General features: G+C 59.9%; 21 protein-coding genes. 8 read left to right on the top strand and 13 right to left on the bottom strand.

Annotated elements, in window-relative coordinates; genetic code table 11:
- Positions 1-93: 93 nt before the first annotated feature.
- Positions 94-1,020, bottom strand: coding sequence for a CAF17-like 4Fe-4S cluster assembly/insertion protein YgfZ (gene ygfZ / locus CLU95_RS30075; RefSeq protein WP_099796971.1), 927 nt, complete (start codon positions 1,018-1,020; stop codon positions 94-96).
- A gap of 138 nt (positions 1,021-1,158) precedes the next feature.
- On the opposite strand from ygfZ, the gene mltG reads away from it, so the two are divergent.
- From mltG to CLU95_RS30040, 7 genes are all read left to right on the top strand, one after another.
- Positions 1,159-2,187 (top strand): endolytic transglycosylase MltG, encoded by a 1,029-nt coding sequence (gene mltG, locus CLU95_RS30070; RefSeq protein ID WP_099796970.1) that lies wholly within the window; start codon positions 1,159-1,161, stop codon positions 2,185-2,187.
- A gap of 5 nt (positions 2,188-2,192) precedes the next feature.
- On the top strand, positions 2,193-2,864 hold the full coding sequence (gene tmk, locus CLU95_RS30065) for a dTMP kinase (protein WP_099797535.1): 672 nt from the start codon (positions 2,193-2,195) through the stop codon (positions 2,862-2,864).
- Entirely contained in the window at positions 2,861-3,883 is a 1,023-nt protein-coding gene (locus tag CLU95_RS30060; protein ID WP_099796969.1) for a DNA polymerase III subunit delta', read from the top strand. Before tmk ends, CLU95_RS30060 begins: the two co-directional genes overlap by 4 nt.
- Positions 3,880-4,260: a PilZ domain-containing protein gene (locus tag CLU95_RS30055; protein ID WP_099796968.1), complete on the top strand. Its 381-nt coding sequence runs from the start codon at positions 3,880-3,882 to the stop codon at positions 4,258-4,260. The genes CLU95_RS30060 and CLU95_RS30055 overlap by 4 nt, the downstream gene beginning before the upstream one ends.
- 85 nt (positions 4,261-4,345) lie before the next feature.
- Positions 4,346-5,152 carry a TatD family hydrolase gene (locus CLU95_RS30050; RefSeq protein ID WP_099796967.1) on the top strand — a complete coding sequence of 269 codons (807 nt, stop codon included), beginning with the start codon at positions 4,346-4,348 and terminating at the stop codon, positions 5,150-5,152.
- Complete coding sequence (locus CLU95_RS30045; RefSeq protein WP_099796966.1) at positions 5,149-5,829, top strand: ankyrin repeat domain-containing protein; 681 nt, start codon at positions 5,149-5,151, stop codon at positions 5,827-5,829. The genes CLU95_RS30050 and CLU95_RS30045 overlap by 4 nt, the downstream gene beginning before the upstream one ends.
- 299 nt (positions 5,830-6,128) lie before the next feature.
- Positions 6,129-6,443 carry a hypothetical protein gene (locus CLU95_RS30040; RefSeq protein ID WP_143606073.1) on the top strand — a complete coding sequence of 105 codons (315 nt, stop codon included), beginning with the start codon at positions 6,129-6,131 and terminating at the stop codon, positions 6,441-6,443.
- A gap of 468 nt (positions 6,444-6,911) precedes the next feature.
- Here CLU95_RS30040 and CLU95_RS30035 read toward each other — a convergent pair whose 3' ends face one another.
- The 12 genes from CLU95_RS30035 to CLU95_RS29990 form a co-directional block, all read right to left on the bottom strand.
- A complete protein-coding gene (locus CLU95_RS30035; RefSeq protein WP_257214774.1) occupies positions 6,912-7,763 on the bottom strand; it encodes a plasmid partitioning protein RepB C-terminal domain-containing protein in 852 nt (283 codons plus the stop codon).
- Positions 7,764-7,810: 47 nt separating this feature from the next.
- Positions 7,811-8,680: a plasmid partitioning protein RepB C-terminal domain-containing protein gene (locus CLU95_RS30030; protein WP_257214773.1), complete on the bottom strand. Its 870-nt coding sequence runs from the start codon at positions 8,678-8,680 to the stop codon at positions 7,811-7,813.
- A 23-nt stretch (positions 8,681-8,703) separates the two neighbouring features.
- The gene (locus CLU95_RS30025) at positions 8,704-10,272 is read right to left on the bottom strand and encodes a recombinase family protein (RefSeq protein ID WP_257214772.1); all 1,569 of its coding nucleotides are present in this window, start codon (positions 10,270-10,272) and stop codon (positions 8,704-8,706) included.
- A gap of 165 nt (positions 10,273-10,437) precedes the next feature.
- Complete coding sequence (locus CLU95_RS30020; RefSeq protein WP_099796962.1) at positions 10,438-11,145, bottom strand: AbiU2 domain-containing protein; 708 nt, start codon at positions 11,143-11,145, stop codon at positions 10,438-10,440.
- A 161-nt stretch (positions 11,146-11,306) separates the two neighbouring features.
- A complete protein-coding gene (locus CLU95_RS31385; RefSeq protein WP_143606072.1) occupies positions 11,307-11,474 on the bottom strand; it encodes a hypothetical protein in 168 nt (55 codons plus the stop codon).
- A 607-nt stretch (positions 11,475-12,081) separates the two neighbouring features.
- Positions 12,082-12,336 carry a hypothetical protein gene (locus CLU95_RS30015; protein ID WP_099796961.1) on the bottom strand — a complete coding sequence of 85 codons (255 nt, stop codon included), beginning with the start codon at positions 12,334-12,336 and terminating at the stop codon, positions 12,082-12,084.
- Positions 12,337-12,749: 413 nt separating this feature from the next.
- Positions 12,750-13,994: an STAS-like domain-containing protein gene (locus CLU95_RS30010; protein ID WP_099796960.1), complete on the bottom strand. Its 1,245-nt coding sequence runs from the start codon at positions 13,992-13,994 to the stop codon at positions 12,750-12,752.
- Between the two features lie 176 nt (positions 13,995-14,170).
- A complete protein-coding gene (locus CLU95_RS30005) occupies positions 14,171-14,434 on the bottom strand; it encodes a DUF6953 family protein (protein WP_099796959.1) in 264 nt (87 codons plus the stop codon).
- On the bottom strand, positions 14,434-14,667 hold the full coding sequence (locus tag CLU95_RS30000) for a DUF2158 domain-containing protein (protein ID WP_099796958.1): 234 nt from the start codon (positions 14,665-14,667) through the stop codon (positions 14,434-14,436). The genes CLU95_RS30005 and CLU95_RS30000 overlap by 1 nt, the downstream gene beginning before the upstream one ends.
- A 369-nt stretch (positions 14,668-15,036) precedes the next feature.
- Entirely contained in the window at positions 15,037-16,410 is a 1,374-nt protein-coding gene (locus CLU95_RS29995) for an AAA family ATPase (protein ID WP_099796957.1), read from the bottom strand.
- A gap of 400 nt (positions 16,411-16,810) precedes the next feature.
- Positions 16,811-16,999 carry a hypothetical protein gene (locus CLU95_RS30785; protein WP_143606071.1) on the bottom strand — a complete coding sequence of 63 codons (189 nt, stop codon included), beginning with the start codon at positions 16,997-16,999 and terminating at the stop codon, positions 16,811-16,813.
- A 361-nt stretch (positions 17,000-17,360) separates the two neighbouring features.
- Positions 17,361-18,407, bottom strand: coding sequence for a DNA-binding protein (locus CLU95_RS29990; protein WP_099796956.1), 1,047 nt, complete (start codon positions 18,405-18,407; stop codon positions 17,361-17,363).
- A gap of 115 nt (positions 18,408-18,522) precedes the next feature.
- Between CLU95_RS29990 and CLU95_RS29985 the strand changes: the two genes are divergently transcribed.
- A complete protein-coding gene (locus CLU95_RS29985; protein WP_099796955.1) occupies positions 18,523-19,692 on the top strand; it encodes a tyrosine-type recombinase/integrase in 1,170 nt (389 codons plus the stop codon).
- Positions 19,693-19,887 lie beyond the last annotated feature (195 nt).

The raw sequence follows: 19,887 nt of genomic DNA, 5'->3' as shown, positions 1-19,887 counted from the left end.
TCGCGAACGGGGTTAAGCGTCGCGCAAAAAAATGGCGCTGTCGTCAAGACAGCGCCAAGCGCCCCCGGAAACAAAACAGGGACGCAGGGGGAATCAGATGTCTTCGAGCAGCGGGTACGGCAGCGGATCGATCGACAGCACCGGCCCGTCGGGCGTGCCGGCGTGCAGGCCGCCGGCCTCGAGCGCGGCGATCTGGATGGAGATGAGCGCCGACCAGCCGCCATCGGGCGCGGGTGCGGCCTGCGCCACGGTGCCCACGGGCTGTTCGGCGTCGTTGGCGGCAAACACCTCTTGGCCCGCGGCCAGCGGCGCGTCGGTCTGGGCGAGGTAGGTGCGGCGCTTGAGCGTGCCGCGGAACTGGCTGCGTGCCACGATTTCCTGGCCGGGGTAGCAGCCCTTCTTGAAGTTCACGCCACCCACCGACTCGTAGTTGATCATCTGCGGCACGAAGGCCTCGATGACCGGCGTGGTCAGCGTCACGATGCCGCTGCGCACCTCGCTCCAGGGCCACAGGACGGCGTCGAGCGTCGGGCCCACGGGCGCCTTCTGTACGGTTGGGGCGATCCACAGCGCGCGCGGCACGCCGTCGGCCGGGTAGAGCGACACCACGCTGATGTCTTCGCCGATGGCCGTGCGGCGACCGGGCGGCAGGGCTGCGTCGAGGCCGTTGGCGCTCAGGGCGGTGCCGGCCAGGCCGTGCAGCGCGAACTGCTCGGTGGCGTCGGTGAGCTTGACCTTGGCGCGCAGCACGTACATCGACAGGCGCTTGAGCGTGGCCGCCAGGATGTCGCGGCTGCACACCAGCAGGATGAGTTCGGGTTGCGGCCGGATGCCGATGAAGCTGGCGATCACGCGGCCCTTGGCCGTGCAAAGCGCCGCCAGGCGGGCCTCGGTGGCGCCGAGCAGAGAAAAATCCTGCGTGAGCTGGCCGTGCAAAAAGCTGGCGGCATCAGGGCCTTCGGCGCGAATCACGCCGAGGTGGGGCAGGGTGCTCACCCCGTTGAGAACGACTGTGGTCATCGCTGAATTATCATGGCCGTGCCTGTTCCTTCGGGGCGGCAGGGATTCCCCGTCGCAGCGATGGGGCCGGTCTTTCCCGCGGGTCTGTGTCCATCGTCTGGCAGGCCCTTTTTCTTCCTCCGTCTTTTCCTCGGATTCGTGCGCAGCTTCTTCCTCACGCTCTTTCTGCTCGTGGCCCTGGCCGTCCTGGCGCTCGGCGGCGCCGGTCTCTGGTGGGTGCACCAGCCGCTCAAGTTGCCGACGCCCAGCGTCGACCTGTCCGTGGAGCCCGGCACCACGCCGCGCGGCATCGCCCAGGCCGTGGCCGACGCGGGTGCCGACGTGCAGCCGCAGCTGCTGTACTGGTGGTTCCGCATCTCGGGGCAAGACCGCCAGATGCGCGCCGGCAGTTACGAACTGGAACGCGGCGTCACGCCCAAGCTGCTGCTCAACATCCTGGTGCGCGGCGAGGAAGCCACGCGCAGCGTGGTGCTGGTTGAAGGCTGGAACATCCGCCAGGTGCGCGCGGCGCTCGCCAAGGCCGAACAGCTCAAGCCCGAAAGCACGGGCATGACCGAAGACGCGCTCATGGCCGCGCTGGGCAAGCCGGGCCTGCACCCCGAAGGCCGCTTCTTCCCGGACACGTACACCTATTCGAAGGGCTCGACCGACATTGCGCTGCTGCAACGCGCCATGCGGGCCATGGACAAGAAGCTCGAAGCCGCCTGGGCGGCCCGCGCGGCCGATTTGCCCCTCAAATCGGCCGATGAGGTGCTTATTTTGGCCAGCATTGTCGAAAAGGAGACAGGCAAGGCCAACGACCGCGCAGAGATTGCCGCCGTCTTCACCAACCGGCTGCGCATCGGCATGCCGCTGCAGACCGACCCGACCGTGATCTACGGCCTGGGTGCCGCCTTCGACGGCAACCTGCGCAAGCGCGACCTGCAGACCGACACGCCCTGGAACACCTACACCCGCGGCGGCCTGCCGCCCACGCCGATCGCCATGCCCGGCAAGGCCGCGCTGCTGGCAGCCGTGCAGCCGGCGCAGAGCAAGTCGCTGTACTTCGTCTCGCGCGGCGACGGCACGAGCCAGTTCAGCAGCTCGCTCGACGACCACAACCGCGCGGTCAACCGCTACCAGCGCGGCGGCGGCGGCAGCAGCTCCCAACCCAAGGCGACCCAATGAGTTCGATCAGCAATGGCGGCCTGTTTCTGACGCTGGAAGGCATCGACGGCGCAGGCAAGTCCAGCCACCTCGACGCACTGGAAGCCCGCTTCAAGGCACAGGGCCGCACCGTGGTGCGCACGCGCGAACCCGGTGGCACGCCGCTGGCCGAGACGCTGCGTGGGCTGGTGCTCGAACAGCCGATGAACCCGTTGACCGAATCGCTGCTGGTGTTCGCGGCACGCTGCGACCACATCGCGCAGGTCATCGAACCGGCGCTGGCGCGTGGCGAGGTCGTGCTGTGCGACCGTTTTACCGACGCCACCTTCGCCTACCAGGGCGCGGGACGCGGCTTCGACACCGCCGTGCTGGCTACGCTCGAACAGTGGGTGCAGGCGGGCCGGGCCGGTGTGCCGGCGTCGCAACTGTTGCAGCCGCAACTGACCGTGTGGTTCGACCTCGCCCCCGAAATCGCCGCCCAGCGTCTCGCTGGCGCGCGCGTGCCCGACAAGTTCGAGGCCCAGCCGGTCGAGTTCTTCCGCCGCGTGGCGCAGGGCTATGCGGCCCGCGCCGCCGCCGACGCGTCGCGCTTCGTGCGCATCGACGCGAGCCAGGCGCGTGACCAGGTCTGGCAACAGATCGACACGGCGCTGGTGGCGCGTGGCGTGCTGTCGCCTGTGCAAGGAGCCGCGCAATGAGCGAGCCGGTGAACACGTTGACCCCCTGGCTGCGCCAGCCGCTGGCCGAACTGCTGCGCCAGCGCGGCCATGCCTGGCTGCTGCAAGGCCCGTCGGGCATCGGCCAGTACGAACTCGCGCTGGCGCTCGCCGCCGCCTGGCTGTGCGAACAGCCGCTGGAGGAGGGCGGTGCCGCCTGCGGCCACTGCCCCAGCTGCCACGCCATCGAGGTCCGCACCCACGCCGACTTGTGCGTGCTGATGCCCGAAGTCGCCATGGGCGAACTCGGCTGGCCGCTCGACGAAAAGGCCCAGTCCGACATCGACGACAAGAAGCGCAAGGCCAGCCGCGAGATCCGCGTCGAGGCCATGCGCGACGCGGTCGGCTTTGCGCAGCGCACCAGCGCGCGCGGTCGCGGCAAGGTCGTGCTGGTGTATCCCGCCGAGCGCATGAACACCATCACCGCCAACGCGCTGCTCAAGACGCTCGAGGAACCCGTCGGCGACGTGCGCTTCGTGCTCGCCAGCGAGGCCGCGTGGCAGTTGCTGCCGACCATCCGCAGCCGCTGCCTCGGCTTCACGCTGCCGTGGCCCGAAACCGCCGAGGCCGAAGCCTGGCTGGTGGCACAAGACGTGCCGGCCGCCGATGCCACACAACTGCTGCGTGCCGCGGGCGGACGCCCCAGCGATGCGCTGCGGCTGGCACGCTCGGGCCAATCGCCCAAGGCGTGGTCGCTGCTGCCCAAGGCCATGTCGCGCGGCGACGTGGGCGCACTGACCGACCAGGCGCCGGCACAGGCCGTGGTTGCGCTGCAGAAGCTGTGCCACGACCTCATGGCCGTCGGCCACGGCGCCGAACCCCGTTTCTTCGATGCGGCCGACCTGCCGCCGGCCCCGCACAAGCTGGCGCTGGCACGCTGGTCGAAATCGCTCGCCAGCGCGGCGCGAACCGCCGAACATCCATTCAACGCCGGCCTCATGCTCGAAGCGCTTGTGAGCGAGGCGCGAAGCACCCTAAACTCTGCCGCTCGCCGCCCATGAACCCACCTGTCGCTCCCGCCGCTTCGTCTGCCACGCCCGCCCGGCCGAGCGTCATCCAGCTCGCCATCAAGGAAAAGGGCGCGCTCTACGCGGCCTACATCCCGCTGTTTGCCGAAGGCGGCATCTTCATTCCGACCACACGCGAGTACCGGCTCGGCGACGACGTCTACGTGCTGCTCACGCTGCCCGAAGACCCGCAGCGTTACCCGGTCGCCGGCAAGGTCGCCTGGATCACGCCGGCCCGCGCTGCCGGCAACCGGGCCCCGGGCGTCGGTGTGCGTTTTCCCTCGGACGAGAAGTCGCGTCAGCTGAAGGCGCGCATCGAGGCTGCGCTCGGTGGCTCCATGGCCTCCGACCGCCCGACCCAAACCATCTGAGTTCTTTCTCCGCCGCCGTCCCCGTGACGCGGAACTCCGGACACGGTGCGATCTCCCACAGACGCGCCGCACTTCACCCTTTCCGATGTTCACCGACTCCCACTGCCACCTGACCTTTCCCGAGTTCGCGGACCAGATGCCCCAGATCCGCGCGGCCATGGCCGCCGCCAAGGTCGACCGGGCGCTGTGCATCTGCACCAAGCTCGAGGAGTTCGACGACGTGCAGGCCCTGGCTGCCCGCTACGACAACTTCTGGGCCAGCGTGGGCGTGCACCCCGACAACGAGGACATCGCCGAGCCCACTGTGGAAGACCTGGTGCGCCTGTCGGCCCGGCCGCGTGTCGTGGCCATCGGCGAAACCGGCCTCGACTACTACCAGATGGAAGAGCGCAAGGGCGGTCGCAGCATCGCCGACATGGAATGGCAGCGCGACCGCTTCCGCGTGCACATCCGCGCCGCACAGCAAACGCGCAAGCCGCTCATCATCCACACCCGCGACGCATCGGCCGACACGCTGGCCATCCTCAAGGAGGAGGGCGAAGACGGCGCGGGCAGGGCGGCCGGCGGCGTGTTCCATTGCTTCACCGAAACCGCCGAAGTGGCCCGCGCCGCGCTCGACCTGGGTTTCTACATTTCCTTTTCGGGCATCCTGACCTTCAAGAAGGCCCAGGACCTGCGCGACGTGGCGGCCTTCGTGCCGCTGGACCGCATGCTGATCGAGACGGACAGCCCCTACCTGGCGCCCGTGCCGTACCGCGGCAAGACCAACAACCCGTCGTATGTGCCCTTCGTGGCGCAACAGATCGCCGAGCTGCGACACATGCCCGTAGAGGACATCGCCAAGGCGACAAGCGACAACTTCGAAGCTTTGTTCAGGGAAGTCAAACTATGAAAAATTACTTTAAGAAGTCGGTATATCTTGTTGTCATGGCTGCATCTTTTGCAGTACATGCCGGGTCGTTCGAAGACTTTTTCCGGGCCGTGCGCGGCGACAACGCCAGCGGTGTGCGCACCCTGCTGAATCGCGGTTTCGACCCGAATACACGTGACGAGCACGGCCAGACCGGCTTGCTGCTCGCGCTGCGCGAACCGTCGCCGAAGGTCGTCCAGGTGCTGATGGAGTCGCCGCAGCTCAACGTCGACCTGGCCAATGCCAAGGACGAAACGCCACTGATGCTGGCGTCGATCAAGGGCCAGCAAGACCTGGTGGTGCAACTGCTCAAGCGCGACGCCGCCGTCAACAAGACCGGCTGGACGCCGCTGCATTACGCAGCCAGCAGCGGGCAACTGTCGATCATCAAGCTGCTGCTCGAGAAATACGCCTTCATCGACGCCCAGTCGCCCAACGGCACCACGCCGCTGATGATGGCCGCGATGTACGGATCGAACGATGCCGTGAAGCTGCTGCTGGCCGAGGGTGCAGACACGGCGATGAAGAACCAGCTCGGCATGACTGCCGTCGACTTTGCGGTGAAAGCGAACCGGGCGGAATCGGCAGAGCTGATCAAGGCGGCTGGGGATGCGAAGGCAAATGGGGTGAAGGCGGTGCCGAAGGATGGGAAGTGGTGAGCGGCTGGATGGGTTGATTGAGGCTGGGACGCTCCATCCTTAATAAACACAATGTGCATTATGTAAAATGACTTGTGCGGGCACGAACCGGTTGCCGCGAAGATGGGTGAAGCAATTCATTGGACAACCGCGAAGTAAAGCCCTGACGGGGCCGCAAACTGTGCGTTTGCAGAAATTGTCGGTTCTCAGCTAGTGTCGAACGCCAGCGATCAGTCGATTTGCTGCCACTAACGACTTCCCGTCCACCAGCGGCGCAGAATTCGGTTTTCCTCAGCACAGGGCCCTCTCGGGGCTGACACATGGACAAGGAAGATGTAATGGTGCTTCTCGACGCGAACCTGCAGCCCATATGGGACGAGCAGTTCGAGCAGTCGGCCCGCATCACCACGGTGCGCTTCTTGCTCGAAGATCTGTTCGCAGACAAGTACGCCGACCGGCTGCCAGACTTCACCGCTCGGATGGAACGGCTTTTGGAGATGACACGTACCGCATCGGTGAATGGCGGCTCAGTAGGTGCAGAGCAATTGAGAGAGATGCAGGTGCGCGTTGCAACCCATCTCGAGCGGTTTCGGGGTGAGACTGAGCGAAAGATCGTGGCGCGCTCCTCGAAGTAATGGCATCCTCCACGCCCGACTCTGGGAGACTACAAGGTCTGCTCATTTTCCCCAGAGAAAATTTTTCGTTGCACCGTCGTATTCAGCTATGGAGAATCCTCACAAGCCCTCCGCAACCTCCGGCTGCGCGTTGACCAATCAGGAAGCGTGGCTAGAGGAATTCAAGGCCGCATTCCGCGAATTTGCAGATGGCAAACTCGACGAAAACTGGCTTGACGATGTCTGTCGCATCATCTACTCGTACTCGCTTGGTCAGAATCCTCGATATATGGCGAACCTGATGAATGCGGTCACGATGTTCGAGGTTCCCGCTTCCCCGAAGGTCAGACGCGGGCCACGCTGCCAAACACCACGCTGCCAAAAATTTTGGCGGGCCAAAAAATTCGGCCGAGGTGACTGGAGGCCGAGACAGTAGACGCGAAGTCCTGAACATCAATCAGTGCAGATGGAGCGCCCTTCCCTGCTCGCCTATTGCAAGGGTAGTTCTCTAATATCCGCGATCCGTTGCAGTTGCTGCAGGTACTCGGGCCGTTGCTTAGCTAGCCATCGAACGACTGCAACGTTCTCCAGCAACGATGTGCCGATATAAGTCTTAATAATCTCCAGCTGCAGACTTGCAGGCCCATAGTCTTCTTCAAGCAGCCGAGTATCGGCTTGCACGGCCGACAGTTCTCGCTCTAGACGTACTATCGCGTCGACAGGACCCCCTCGCTGTGTTTTGGTTGCAGTCCCCTTCATGAGTTGATCTGAAGGGGTGTTCTGCAGCATCGCAGCTGCCAGTTTGATAGAGTAGTTTCCGAGATTGATCATGGTCTGGGCGACATCAATCTGCCGGAATGGTTTCATCTGCTTGAGAATAGGAAACATGCCGTAGGTAGCTGGCTTGTCGGCCAACAGAGCCACGGCTTCGCTGCAGATGCCGTCAAGCAAACGGAATTTTTCTCGGATAGCGTCGGGCGACACATCGAGCGCTTCCGCCAATTGCTGCACGGAGACCCCCCGCTCGGCCGCTCGCACAATCATGCGATGCGCTTGCACCACGGAGAGGCGGTTCACCCGCTTGTTGTAGGTGTAACCTTCATCGTCAGTGGAAATTAGGCAAAGGACGCGCTGCACCCCAGATTCTCGCAAAACCTCTATCCGAACTCGGCCGTCGAGCACAATGAAAGAGCGTCCTTGCGAACGATCAAGCGAGACAACAATAGGCTCGACTAGTCCAATCGCATGTATCGAACTGCGGATCTGCCGATATTTTGTGGATTCCTTGATGCTAGCCGGCAATGGGACTAGACAATGGATCTGGTCCAGTGGGATGTCCATACAGTCCCGCTCAAATCCAAGGCGAATCGATTTCGGCGGCGCCTTCGTCATCGCCTTGGGCCTCCATACAGCAGCAGATCGGCAAGAGGTTGCGGAACGGTTGCTAGCTTCTCAGCTTCAAGGGTTTCGCAAAACTCCTTGTCGGAAAATAGCTCCTTGAAAATCTGTCGAACCAAGAGTAGCGACTGCTGCACGTACTCGGATTTTTTCCGGATTCTCCGATGCATCTCCACGTCCTTCTTATAGAGCTTTCCCAAGTCTTCCGGTGTCATGGGCTGACGATTCAGAGGCTTGGACAACGAGTCAAATCCGCTCTTTCCGCTGCGAGCACGCTGTCCCAGTATCTTGCGAGCGACCGTCACCTTTTGGCCTTTTAACTCCCCGCATTCGTATGCGTCCAGCAGCAATTTCTGCGCCTCGTTATCGCTGGCTCGCGAGATGCTGACGGCCAGGTTTAGCGGGATTTGGCCGGCCTCCGCCGCCGTCAGCAGTCGTTTTTCTCCGCGCTCCAGAAGGTGGGTCACGTTGTTCACCCAAGAGGAGGTGCAACCCAACTTGGTCGCGATTTCTGCGTCGCTATACCCGCGCTGCCTGAGAACTCGAACCTGTTCCATCGTCTCAACTGCGCTCGGTGTGCGTCGAGCAATGTTCTCGACGATGCTCATGACGTGGCCAGTCTCATCGCTAACATCGAGGACGAACGCTGCGATTTCGGTCTCACCCAGGGATTTGCAGGATTCCAACCGTCCTTGTCCGCAGATCAGTGCATAAGGCATTTCACCTTCGCCTACTAGGACACGACGGACGGTGATCGGCCGCTTGAGGCCAACTCTTTCAATGCTGTCGGTGATGGTCTTATGAATTTTTGGATTTCGAATGCGTGGGTTTACAACGGCGATCTCGGCGATCGAGATCATCTCGATGCGAGATGGTTGATTTGTCATCCAACCTCCGGAAGCGGCACTCTCCCCGCCATCTGGTAAATGATCTCCAACGAATCGGTACGATAGGCGTCTAACGTGAATCCATTATTTTCAAGAACCGGCAACGAGTCAGTCGAGAAGTCAATCGCCGGAAAAACATAGTAGTCATGAGCACTGCGGTTCGACGGGTCCATGCGCGCCACAACCGTTACGTCGGGGTGAAGGCTTGCGTCAAACCGGATGCGCCATCGATAGGTGCCCGCGGCTGTTGGCTTGCATCGTGCAATGACCAGCGTCATGGTGAATTCGCCATTAATCGTGAGCAAATCGGTAGCACCGTTTCGCACGGCCCATCCCCCATTCTTCTCAATGCCGGAGGTAATCTCGTTGATCAATTCTGGGTGACGCCTGCGTAGAGCCTTGTTGATCTCTAGGTAGGCATAGTCACGTCGAGGGGTGTAGCCGATCAGGCTGTAGGCTCGAAGCAAGCTGCCAAAGCGGCTTCGGTAAGCAGAGCTAGAAGGCGCATCGCCGTCTTCATCGATCAGGATTCCAGATAGCGCGCCATGTTTTTCCAACGTCTGCCGCAGCATCCTCAGCATCTGACTGTCGTCCAAATGAAGCGACCGTTCTGCGATGATGGCTTGCGCCTGCGCGAACATCTCAATTGGGACGATTGCTTCGAAGGCCCCATCCCGTCGAATCCACTGTTCCGGTGGATTGCGCACATGTTGGACCTTCAGCTTGAAAGACGATCGGTTGTAGACGTTGTGACCTATGTACTTTTCGTTGGTGAGAATTTGATGAATGGTGCCCCGCGTCCATTGAATTCCCACATCGGAGGTCAAGCCTTCGCGATTGAGAACGGAAGCGATAAGCCGCTCTGACATACTCTCTTGGAGAAAAAGTCGATAGATGCGGTGCACGAGGGCAATCTCTTCTGGGGGCCCGGGCACCAACACTACGCGGTCCGTCTGGATGCTCTTCCTCTCCCCGCGCGGAAGTAGCCCCTTGACGTTGTGCTGTTCGTCAATAAGTTGCCGCCGAAGGCCGAAGCCGGGCGCTCCGCCCTGACGATATCCGTGTCTGACGATGTTGCATGCGCCGGCGAAGACTTTGACGGAGAGTTCGCGACTGTATTCGGCCGCCATGCTGCGCTTGATGCCAATAAAGACGGTCGATGGCAGCGACCCATCGTTGTTGAAGGGCTCTGCGCAGTAGATCACTCTAATGCCGCGGCTTTTGCACGCATGCACGTAGGCCGCGGCTTCGTCCGGATCGGGAAACCTCCCCCAGCGGCTGATGTCGTAGACCAGAACCGCCTGAAAGCCTGGGAGCGGCCTCTCCACGTCATGCAACAGCGTCTGCAATCCGTTGCGCCCCTTAAGGTTCAGTCCACTCTTGCCGGAGTCCTCGTAGGTCTTGACGATCCGCATGCCATGCAAGCTTGCGTACTCGGATATTGCTGCCGTCTGGTTCTCAGTGGAGTACTTCTGATGCTCGGTGGACATGCGAACGTACTGGGCTACCGGTATTGCGGCTTCCCTCAAATCCTCGTCAATGAACGCCGCGCGTTGGTCGGACACTCAGGAACTCCACCTCGACGATGTCTACGGAGACCTCGGGAAGATATGTCGAAGACGTGACGTTTTAATGAACCTCTAGTCCGATTTGGCACGAACGCGATGAACCCTCAGTCGAAAGTCGGAAATGAATCTGAAGCGGTGACCAACTCCCATACTACGAGGGGCCTACTCTCCGGTGGGTTTGCGATAGTTAGGATGCCCCTCTGTGCGTTCGCCTCGAGCACCTGCCCAGAAGAATTTAGCGTGGTGTCTATAAACGTCGCCCGCCTCGTTGAGGTCAAAAGCTTTGGCGAGCACCAGTGACAACAGGAACGTCACCACGGACAAACTGTCCACATAGAAAGCTTCTACTTCCTTGTCATCGGGGTCGTCTCTAGCGGCAGAGGCGTCGACAGCTTGCCTGTGAGCTAAGCGCTCATCTCGAAGTGCCTTGATTTTCTTGAACGCCACGTGCCCAGGCCCCCCTTCGGCGTACTTCCTGACTAGAGAGAGAACAGCCTGGCGCTTCTGGTCAAGGGCCTCTGTCAGGAGGGCCTCAACACCCGAGGCAGCCATTCCCAGGCGCACAGCGCGCTTGGCGACAAGATCCTGGAAGAACCTTTCGTCCTTGAGCTTCTCGGCGATCGCAGTCATCCGGACGGCTTCTTTGCTTCTGTCCCAGACTCGCATGAGCGCAAGGATCATCTCGCGACGCAGTGCGATCCGGACTATATTGAACGAATGCGCTGCGTAGGAGGTGCCTATTCGAGCCCGCAGATCTTCGTCGAATGCTGCGGGCTTCCAGGTCTCGTGGAACATCGCTGCCATGACGATCTCGTCTTCCGCCGCTTTCACGGCTGTCGTCATTTTCTCGAAGTCACTTTCGAAGCTCATTGTGCTATTTTGCGTCCTTAGCGACTTTCGTTCGATACGCTGACTAGCCTGGCCCCAGCAAAAGGTCAGCCGCGGGTTCAGGCTGCACTTATGCCTACAGCGGGGTCGGCTCCTCGACGAATGCGAACTTAGCCAAACCGTTCAAGCTGGAGAGCGAATTCTCAGCCGCGAGAATCTGTCGCCGCCCCTCCGCTCGGAGTTTTGCGAGCTGCTGATTCAGCTTTAATTGCCTCTGCCATCCTTGCGTGTGCGTAGTCAGAATTCTTATCTAGCTCTAAGCTTTTCTCCAGATATTCACGAGCTTCGGAGGGACGACCGCACCGGAGCATGAGGTTCCCGATATTCGAGATGACCCAGGCGTCGGCTTGGTCTCCGTCGCGTCCTATCTACCGAGCACCACGGTGAAATTGGCAGGCCAAGCTCGCGCGCTGGCCGACTGGCGATCCCCCTCCCCGAGGGCGTGGATGGCCCAGCTGGTGGGGTACAGTGAACAAAATCGAAGGCGAGCGACGATCAGACGCGGTTCGCTTGTAGGCTTGATGGTGCTTTTGCGGCGCAAGTCGTAGGTGCCCAAGCGATCCCACCCCGACCGCTGACCGACGAAGAGTACGAACGCTCCTCTCACGCGGGCCGTCGATGTGCGCAACGCACTCCTCTCCTCTGGCGGATTGCAGGCCGTCGCTTCGAGCCCTGCAGAAGATGCGCCTACCAGTCGCAATGCTCAAGTCTTTGCCAGACCTGGCCTGGCCAGGCCAGGCCGGGCGCGGGTGGGGGCGCGGCAGAATGCTCTCCGAGGGCCGCACTCGGCCAACAGCGGTCCTTCGGCGTCGCCACGCAGGCGTTTGTGAGTGGGCCAGGAGAACTGCGCCGCACGGACAACCGACAACGGGCTCGTCACCACCGGCACGCAGGTCGCCAGGCGCGTAGACGACGTGTTCATCGATCAGGGCCTCTCGCACCAATCAGATCGCGCACGGCAATGGCCAGCACCAAAAGCGCCAAGCCGGCGGCGGTCAGGGTTGCCGCCGTGTAGAAGCCGATCAGGGCCCAGTAAAAGACGGGCTGCTCGGCTGCAAGGATGTCAGGTCCTTTGCGGTTGTTGAGCACCCCGGTGCGCAGGCTTTCCGCCACTTCGGTCGCTCCCACAAGGCAACCCCAGCCGATCAAGGCCGCGACGGCGAGGGCCTGCATCGACTGTAGCCACGGCCGTCGGCGGCTCGGGGCATCCGGACCGCCCGTCACGTGCTCACTGCGTTGGCAAAGGTCAAGCGATTCCCAAATGAAAGCCGCACTGTCACCTCACGCGTGCACCAGGTCACGAGGCAGATGGTTCGGGGCAATGTCTTAGGCATGGGTTCGCTGATGCTGGCGGGAAAAACGACTTTACTCGAATGTCCTCTTTCGGATTTAGCGGCCGGCTGCTTCGGGCCCTTCGCGACAGCAGCGCGACCGGCTACAGTCGGCCATAAGCAGCCGATCGCATCACCGCCAAAGAGTCGTCATCTAACGTTCGTGATGATTGGCAGGCAAGAGCTCGCCCCGAGAAGGCAACAATGACACGCTGTGGCACAGCCGGCCAACGCTTGACCGTCTGATCCATCGGTTTAGGTCGGAGTTTTTCCATTAGCAGATTGCATTCGCTGAAGGATTGACCTATCGATGATTGCTTGAACGGTCTCATTTGCGCCGCGAATAATGATTCGCCTCGAAAAAGACATGGGCCCCATTGCTTGAAACAACTTCCCAAGAACTTCGTCGGCAAAGCTGCTCGAAATTACGGGAGTATCGCCAAATTCCAGGATGGCGGCTCGGTCCGGATAATGTCTTAAAAGATTTTCCAACTTCACTCGAAATAAAAAGCCTGCTTGACGAGATCTTATTGATACACCGGACTCCTGAATAGGCACTATCAAATCATCAGAATCGTAAGACTCATAAGTGAGCTCCAGGTAGTCCACTGGCGTATGTTTCTTCCCGCCAAAGACCAATGCCTGCTCAAGTAAGTTTACGTCGCTGAAGTCAATGGTGGCATCTATTGAAGTTATACCGGATCTCAGTCCCGTGTTTTTGGCAAACGGCTCTCCCCCGCGAACTGATGTCAAATAGGCTCCGCCAGAATTAATTGCAAAAATACCCCTGCTCGCGCGGCATATTTGAAGAGCTCCGAACAAGCCGTTTCCTTGGAAGCTCACGGCGCTTCGGGTAACTCCTTCTTTGACGGAGGCAAGCAGTACATCTCTGTCGCTCCCCCTGTCCGTGAGAGTTGGGCCAAGAGATACTGGAATACTCTGTCCAGCGTCCGCAACTGAAAACTCGACTTTGTGAGTGGTGGCATTAAAAACTGAGAGTTGAAGCAACCCGCCCACGCTGGATTCGCTGTGATTCAGTACATTGTCGGTAATTTCATTCAGCGCCCACTCGACAGCTGCGAACGCGCGCCGATCAAGGTTTGGGGTGACCGATAGAATCAACTCTAGAATTCTATTAAGAACTTGATTCTGTTCCTCATGCGTTCTGTAGTTAGTTGCCGGGAACTGACGGAGGTTTCGCCCGAGACGAACTCTTTCGAACCGCTCTGGTTCAATCAAATTGCTCCAGCCTGTATTGCTGAACAACCGACGCATGCTTTGGTCATTCGGTTCAATTAAGCGGACTTGGAGGCCTTGCTCTCGCAACGCCATGGCTTTAACACAAACGGGCAACATCGCCGAAGCGAACGCTCCAGTTATACGTGAGAAATCGAGTGTGAAAGGCTCCCTGCCAAGGCTCGACGCCGCTCTATCCATCCGCTGCGTGAATTGAATGGCCTGCTGGACGCGGAAATTGCTCGATGCAACGACGGTAGTCATGAAGGGGCTTTCTGCAACCTAGCGTGATTAGAGGGACGCAGGCGTGCTGTGTTACACCGCCGTCTGTCTCTCTAACATCGGGCACGGATCACTACACGCGCTACGTTAAGTAAAACGTGAGAGCGGGAATTCAGACTGAGCAAGCACGTCGGTGTGAAATCTCCTAGTGCGCAAAGCTATCCGCGCTGATCGCGACCAGGCTCATCCTCATCGACACGCCAGCGCCAGTAGCGGTCGGGCTTGATCCACACCGCGCTAGCCGAGATTTTTTTGAAGGCGTTGAGCAATCCACTCCCGAGAACAATGTTTCCGTCTGGGTTCTCGCGAAGCAGATCCTCCGCATTTGCCTTTGTGAGCATGTCGACCGTGTCATCCTGATAGATGCAGCCGTCGCGATGCAGCATGGCGAGCATCCACTGTGCAGCCTCGGACGCCAGCATCACTTTTTCTCGGTTTCAGGCGCGGGCAACGGAGCCTTAGGCTCGGCGGCGATGAGCTGTTCTTCCTTGAACTCGCCTTGGTCAAGCTTCTTGCCAGCGAACCATTGACAGTAGTAGCTCGCCCCTTCTTTGCCCGGCTCATGCTTCACCGACATGACCGGGCCCCCTCCGGTATTCAGCGTCACAGTTGAGCCAACAGGGAACTTCGGTGCCCAAGCCTTAGCGATAGCCATTCGTGTCTCTCCGTTATTTGTGAGGAAAAGTAAGCATAACCGTTCAGGCCAGCAGATCAGGCAGCCGCTTGTCAACTTTAGGCGAACATCGCCAAGGACGGCTTCTGGCCGATGGCGGTCTTTCGGCGTCGCGCAGCAACGACGCCAGCCGACGCCGAAATTTAGCCACTAACTTCCAAAGTTAGTGAGACAAAACCCGAAGAACTCCATCTTTAGTGAAACAGCGGTTCCATCCCCAATGATCAATCAGCGCGTAAGTGATTGACTCCAAAGGGATGAGAGTTCCACGCCCCGTGAATTTCGACACAGGCATAGATGAGCGGCACCCTCACATTGCCGCACGACCCCTTGAACTCCAAATCTAGCGATTCATTCGCTCTCGTCGTCTTCGGTTGCTCGAATGCGTCCCATGTGGACACCCTTGGGAACCGCCGAACCAAACGTGCGGCCACCACCGCCTGGTGCGTGCATTACCTGCCGTGGAGTTTCCTGCTCCCCTACAAGCTTAATGTTGCGTGCTTCAGCCCGCATGCGAGCGTAGCCGCGCAGCATGCTTTCGCGATAGGCCACCCAGCCTCGACGATCAAATCGCGATGCCACAACGATCTCGCCACAAGATTTACTTTTCAGCTTGTTCAAGATAGCCGAAAATTGCTTGTATTCCATTGCGATACGGCCGGGGCGCTGCCTCATCACATAGCAGTATGAGCTAAATATCTGCCGAAGGTCGCGATCAAGGTATTCTGAATCTGCAGCCGCCCATAGCACCTCTTCGAAATCCTCCGTTCGCTGATTCACAGCCTGCTCATATGGCCGCTTTAGCTCCGCGTTGACGCTCACAATGGCATCTTGAATCGCTCCGTTGTAGTGATTCCAGTCGACATTGGAAACTTCCGATGGATCGTCCCACAGCCGCCAAAGTAGCTTTTCGGTGATCAAATGCACGTATGCTGGATAGCCGTCACTGACAGCGGCAATTCTTACTCGAATGTTGTCTTCTATTTCAACGCCAAATTTAACAAGAGCATTAACTGCAATATTCCATCGGGCGGTCCAATTCAATTTCTCAAGTTCAATGGTCTCAAACTGTCGAATGGCAGACGGGTGAGCCCCTAGTAGCTGGTCGAGTGTATGACCCACTCCGGTGAAAAAGAAAGTGACATTTATCTTCTTATCGCCAAGTTGCTTGATTAAGTCTGAGAACAAGCCCCGCTCGTGCTCGCTAGCCATGCGATCAAACTCGTCGAGAACTACCACTGGTCGTATTGAGTGAACGGCTGCAACCTCTCGCAAGACTTCGACGGCATCCCCGACCGTCCGGATTACCTCAAAAAGGTCGTTGTCTGTGACCTCTTCGCTTACGCTGAGCTTAAGAAATCGCAGTTCGATCCCCGCCGACAGCGTTCTTTTCGTCTTGTGAATCCGGCTAAGCCGCACTGCTTGAGAGCCGATGTTCGCAATCACACTGCGGAACGTAGAGTCCGTCGAGCATGAGACATCAATATATGGCGAGTCGGACGACTGAGCCTGCGCCGCAGCCGACGCAGCCAAGGACGACTTGCCGATTCCACGATCGCCGTAAATAAAAATATGCCGACCGGGAGCGAAAAGTGCCCGGGTAATTCGCTCAAGTTCTTTAGCGCGTCCATGCAAATACTCGATGCTTTGGATTGGTCGTGCGGGGGAGATAAGGCTTGCCATTTCGCTTCCGAAAGCATGATCGTCCAACGCAGACTTGAGCATAGATATCCTGTGTGAGGCCTTGAGCAACTAGAGCAGAATGAATGTTAAGGTCCTTTCGAATGAACCGGAGCAAGCTGGCAACGAAGGATGGCAATTCTTGCGTTGCTGAACCGAAAGACGAATCGCAAGAACCAGTGTCTCGTGCCTCCACATTTCCTCGACAACAAGTTGGGCGCGGCTGTGAGGGTCTCGGAGAGAGAGGGGCCGTGAGCAGGAGGCGGCAACGTGGGCTGCACCCCCTGGTCGCCTTGGGACAGATCCCTGGCATCGATGGTCGGCAACTGGCAGGGTGGACAGGCCGTCGTTTTGGCTTTGTGAAAGATCACTTTGTCCCCTCGTTCATCGGCGTGACGTAGTCGCCGCGGATGATTCGCGCTGATCTTCATCGATACGGCGCATGTCAAGCGGGCGACTGCTTGTTGACTCGCTCACGCCTTCCATCTGGGTATTCCCTAAACACCACGCCATCAACAACGACGGCCTTCGGTAGCCCCAGCCGCGCACGTGATGCGGCCGTCTTCTTCAAGCTCTCGCTCATCCGCAGCTTGAATTCGGTCGAGGCCGTGAACCCGAGCAACGATTTCTTCATACCAACACACCTTTAATGCGGGCAGCCCGCGCCTCCAAAAGCGTACACCCCTCCGACAAATCTAATACGCTATGCGGGCGGTCATCAAGTGCAATTCGTCGTTAAAAGTCCGTAAGACGGCCTGAATCGCGCTCCCCTTGTCGCAGATCTGCCACTGTTGCCTCCGGGCTCAGCCGCAGCTGCAGATTCGTGGCGCCCTCATCACTTGACTTCTCCACCTTTTACGGTGTTCAAGGTTTCCTCGGTTCGAATCGCCTATGATTGCACTCACCACTCCTCCCTTGTGGCGTCATTCAGTTGGCTTTTGCTTGGGAAGAAAAGACCGCCTTCGGGCGGTTTTTTTCTGGATGACAAGTGTGCGCTATCGGGCCTTACGTGCGCTGACCCTTGAGGGCTTCGAAGCAGGAACTTCCTGTTGTGACACTTCTTGAGATGGCGACAGTCGATCCAGCAGCTCGCGCAACGTTTGCGCTTCAGCGCGATATTGCAGCGCTTCCTGCTGGCTTACTGCCAGCTGTTCCCGCGCGGCCTGAAGCTCGGTGGCAAGGCTTCGGTTGCTGGCGGTGAGCTCCCGTTGCGACTCTTCTGTTGCATCGGCCTTGACCTGCAGCCGCGCAATCGCATCAGCCTGAGCCAGCATGTTCTCGCGATAGCGGCCTTCGGTCTGCGCCTGTTGGCTGCGCAGAGCCTCGAGCTGCTTATCGACTCTGATCCGAGCCTGACGCTCCTGGTCGATGTCCAGCAGTGCGCGCCGCTCGGCAGCGTCCGAACGACCGTTCGCGACGTCCACGGCCTCTCGCGCCTTGCCTAAGTTGACGCTGAAATCTGCTCGAGCCCGCTCCTGCTGATTGCGCGCCTCCTCGAAGTGGCGCTGCAACTCCTGCAAGCGTGCAACGGCGCTGGCGTGGGCGCGCCACTCTGCCTCCAGGTCCGTTTGCCGCTGCTGGAGCGATTCCTGAGCTTTGCTCAGCTGCCGACGCAGGGTATCGGCGTTGGCCAGTGCCTCAGTTTCCGCCTGGCGAGCCCGAGTTTCCTCTCCCTGGGCTTGCTCGACCGCGGCCTGGTCCTCCAAGCGCATCACCGCCAACTCCTGGCGTGCGGCGGCCGTGGCCTGGCGCCACAGCTCGGCGATGGCTTCCGCTGCGCTCTCTTTGAGTTCAGGCGGCAGATCCGGATGGTCAATTTCGACGCGCGCCTTGCTGCGCAGATCCTCCCAGAATTGGGCCAACGCCTCTGCTGGAGCGCTCATCGAGCCCTTGCGCACGAACTGGTACAGCTTGCTGGCCGTGGGGGTGATGCCATAGCGGAAGAACAGCAACGCGCAAACCTCGCGATAGAGGTCTTTGGTCTCCGTAAATCGCCCCCTGAGGGCTTCGATGTCGCTCTGGAGTTCGATTTCGGTATTCATTCATAAATAATACAACGTAATGTGTTGAATTAATTTATGCAATGGTTCATCCATGGACATAACTACTCTAATGTCCATAAAATTGACTATGCCCTTCTACTGCACGTAGTTCTGCATGAATGCACTCGTCAGCCTCGATCAAATGATGGCTCCGGCCCACCTGGACGGTAGCCGCGGCCGCAATCGCGCCAGTTTGCCCTCGCAGTTGGCCGCGCTCGATGACCGCTCGGCCGTGCTTGCCTGGCTGGCCCGCTACGCTGACTCACCCGCCACCCTCTCCAGCTATCGCAAGGAAGCCGAACGTCTCCTGCTGTGGTGCGTCCTGCAGCGCGGCGCAGCCCTCTCTGACCTTACGCACGAGGACCTGCTGCTCTACCAGCGTTTCCTCGGGGACCCGCAGCCGGCCGAGCGCTGGGTCATGGCGCCGGGTCAGAAGCCGGGCCGCAACTCGCCACGCTGGCGACCCTTTGCGGGCCCACTTGGCCCATCGAGCCTGCGTCAGGCGCTGTCGATCCTCAATGCGATGTTCTCTTGGCTCGTGGAGGCCGGATACCTGGCCGGCAATCCGTTGGCGCTGAGCCGTCGCAGGCGCCGGCAGACCGCACCTCGTGTGAACCGCTTTTTGCCAGAGGAGCATTGGAACGTGGTGAAGGCAGCGATCGAAGCGATGCCCATAAGTAGCGAACGTGAAAAGCTGCACGCATCGCGCTGCCGATGGCTGTTTTCAGTGCTGTACATCGGCGGGCTGCGCGTGTCCGAGATCTGCGATGCCAGCATGGGCGGATTCTTCAGTCGGCGCGGCACCGATGGGCGCGAGCGCTGGTGGCTCGAAATCACCGGTAAAGGCAGCAAGACCCGACTGGTTCCAGCTACGGGCGAATTGATGGCCGAATTGATGCGCTACCGCAAGGCCCATGCCTTGAGCCCGCTCCCATTGGAGGGCGAAGGCACGCCACTGGTGATGACGTTGATCGCCCCGATCAAGCCGATGGCGCGGAGCGCCATTCACGAACTCGTCAAGGGAGTGATGCACGCCGCCGCTGCGGCGCTGCGGCAGCGTGGCCCCGAGTTCGAGGCTACGGCGACTCATCTCGAGCAGGCGTCGACGCACTGGATTCGTCACACAGCCGGAAGCCACCAGAGTGAAAAGGTCGACCTAAAAGTAGTCCGAGACAACCTGGGGCACGCCAACATCAGCACGACCAGCATCTATTTGCACACCGAAGACGATGCCCGTCACGACGCCACGGCGGCTGGGCACCGTGTTGGCTGGCGTACGCCCTGAAGCGAAGGCCTGGGACGCGCGTGCCAACTGGACAGGGAAGGGTTTACCCCTGTCACTACCCGCTGCGATTTGCACTGAAACCGAGATCACCCCGAATCTAGCTGGACGGTTTGTGAACGAAATACCGCATTGTGGGAGTCTACGGAAACCGGTGGCACGAAGCATTCGAGGTCGGTACGTCGCGTTTGCTCCCTG

The sequence above is a fragment of the Variovorax sp. 54 genome (genome assembly GCF_002754375.1).
Classification (GTDB): Bacteria; Pseudomonadota; Gammaproteobacteria; order Burkholderiales; family Burkholderiaceae_C; genus Variovorax.
This window is presented reverse-complemented; position numbering and strand designations above follow the sequence as displayed.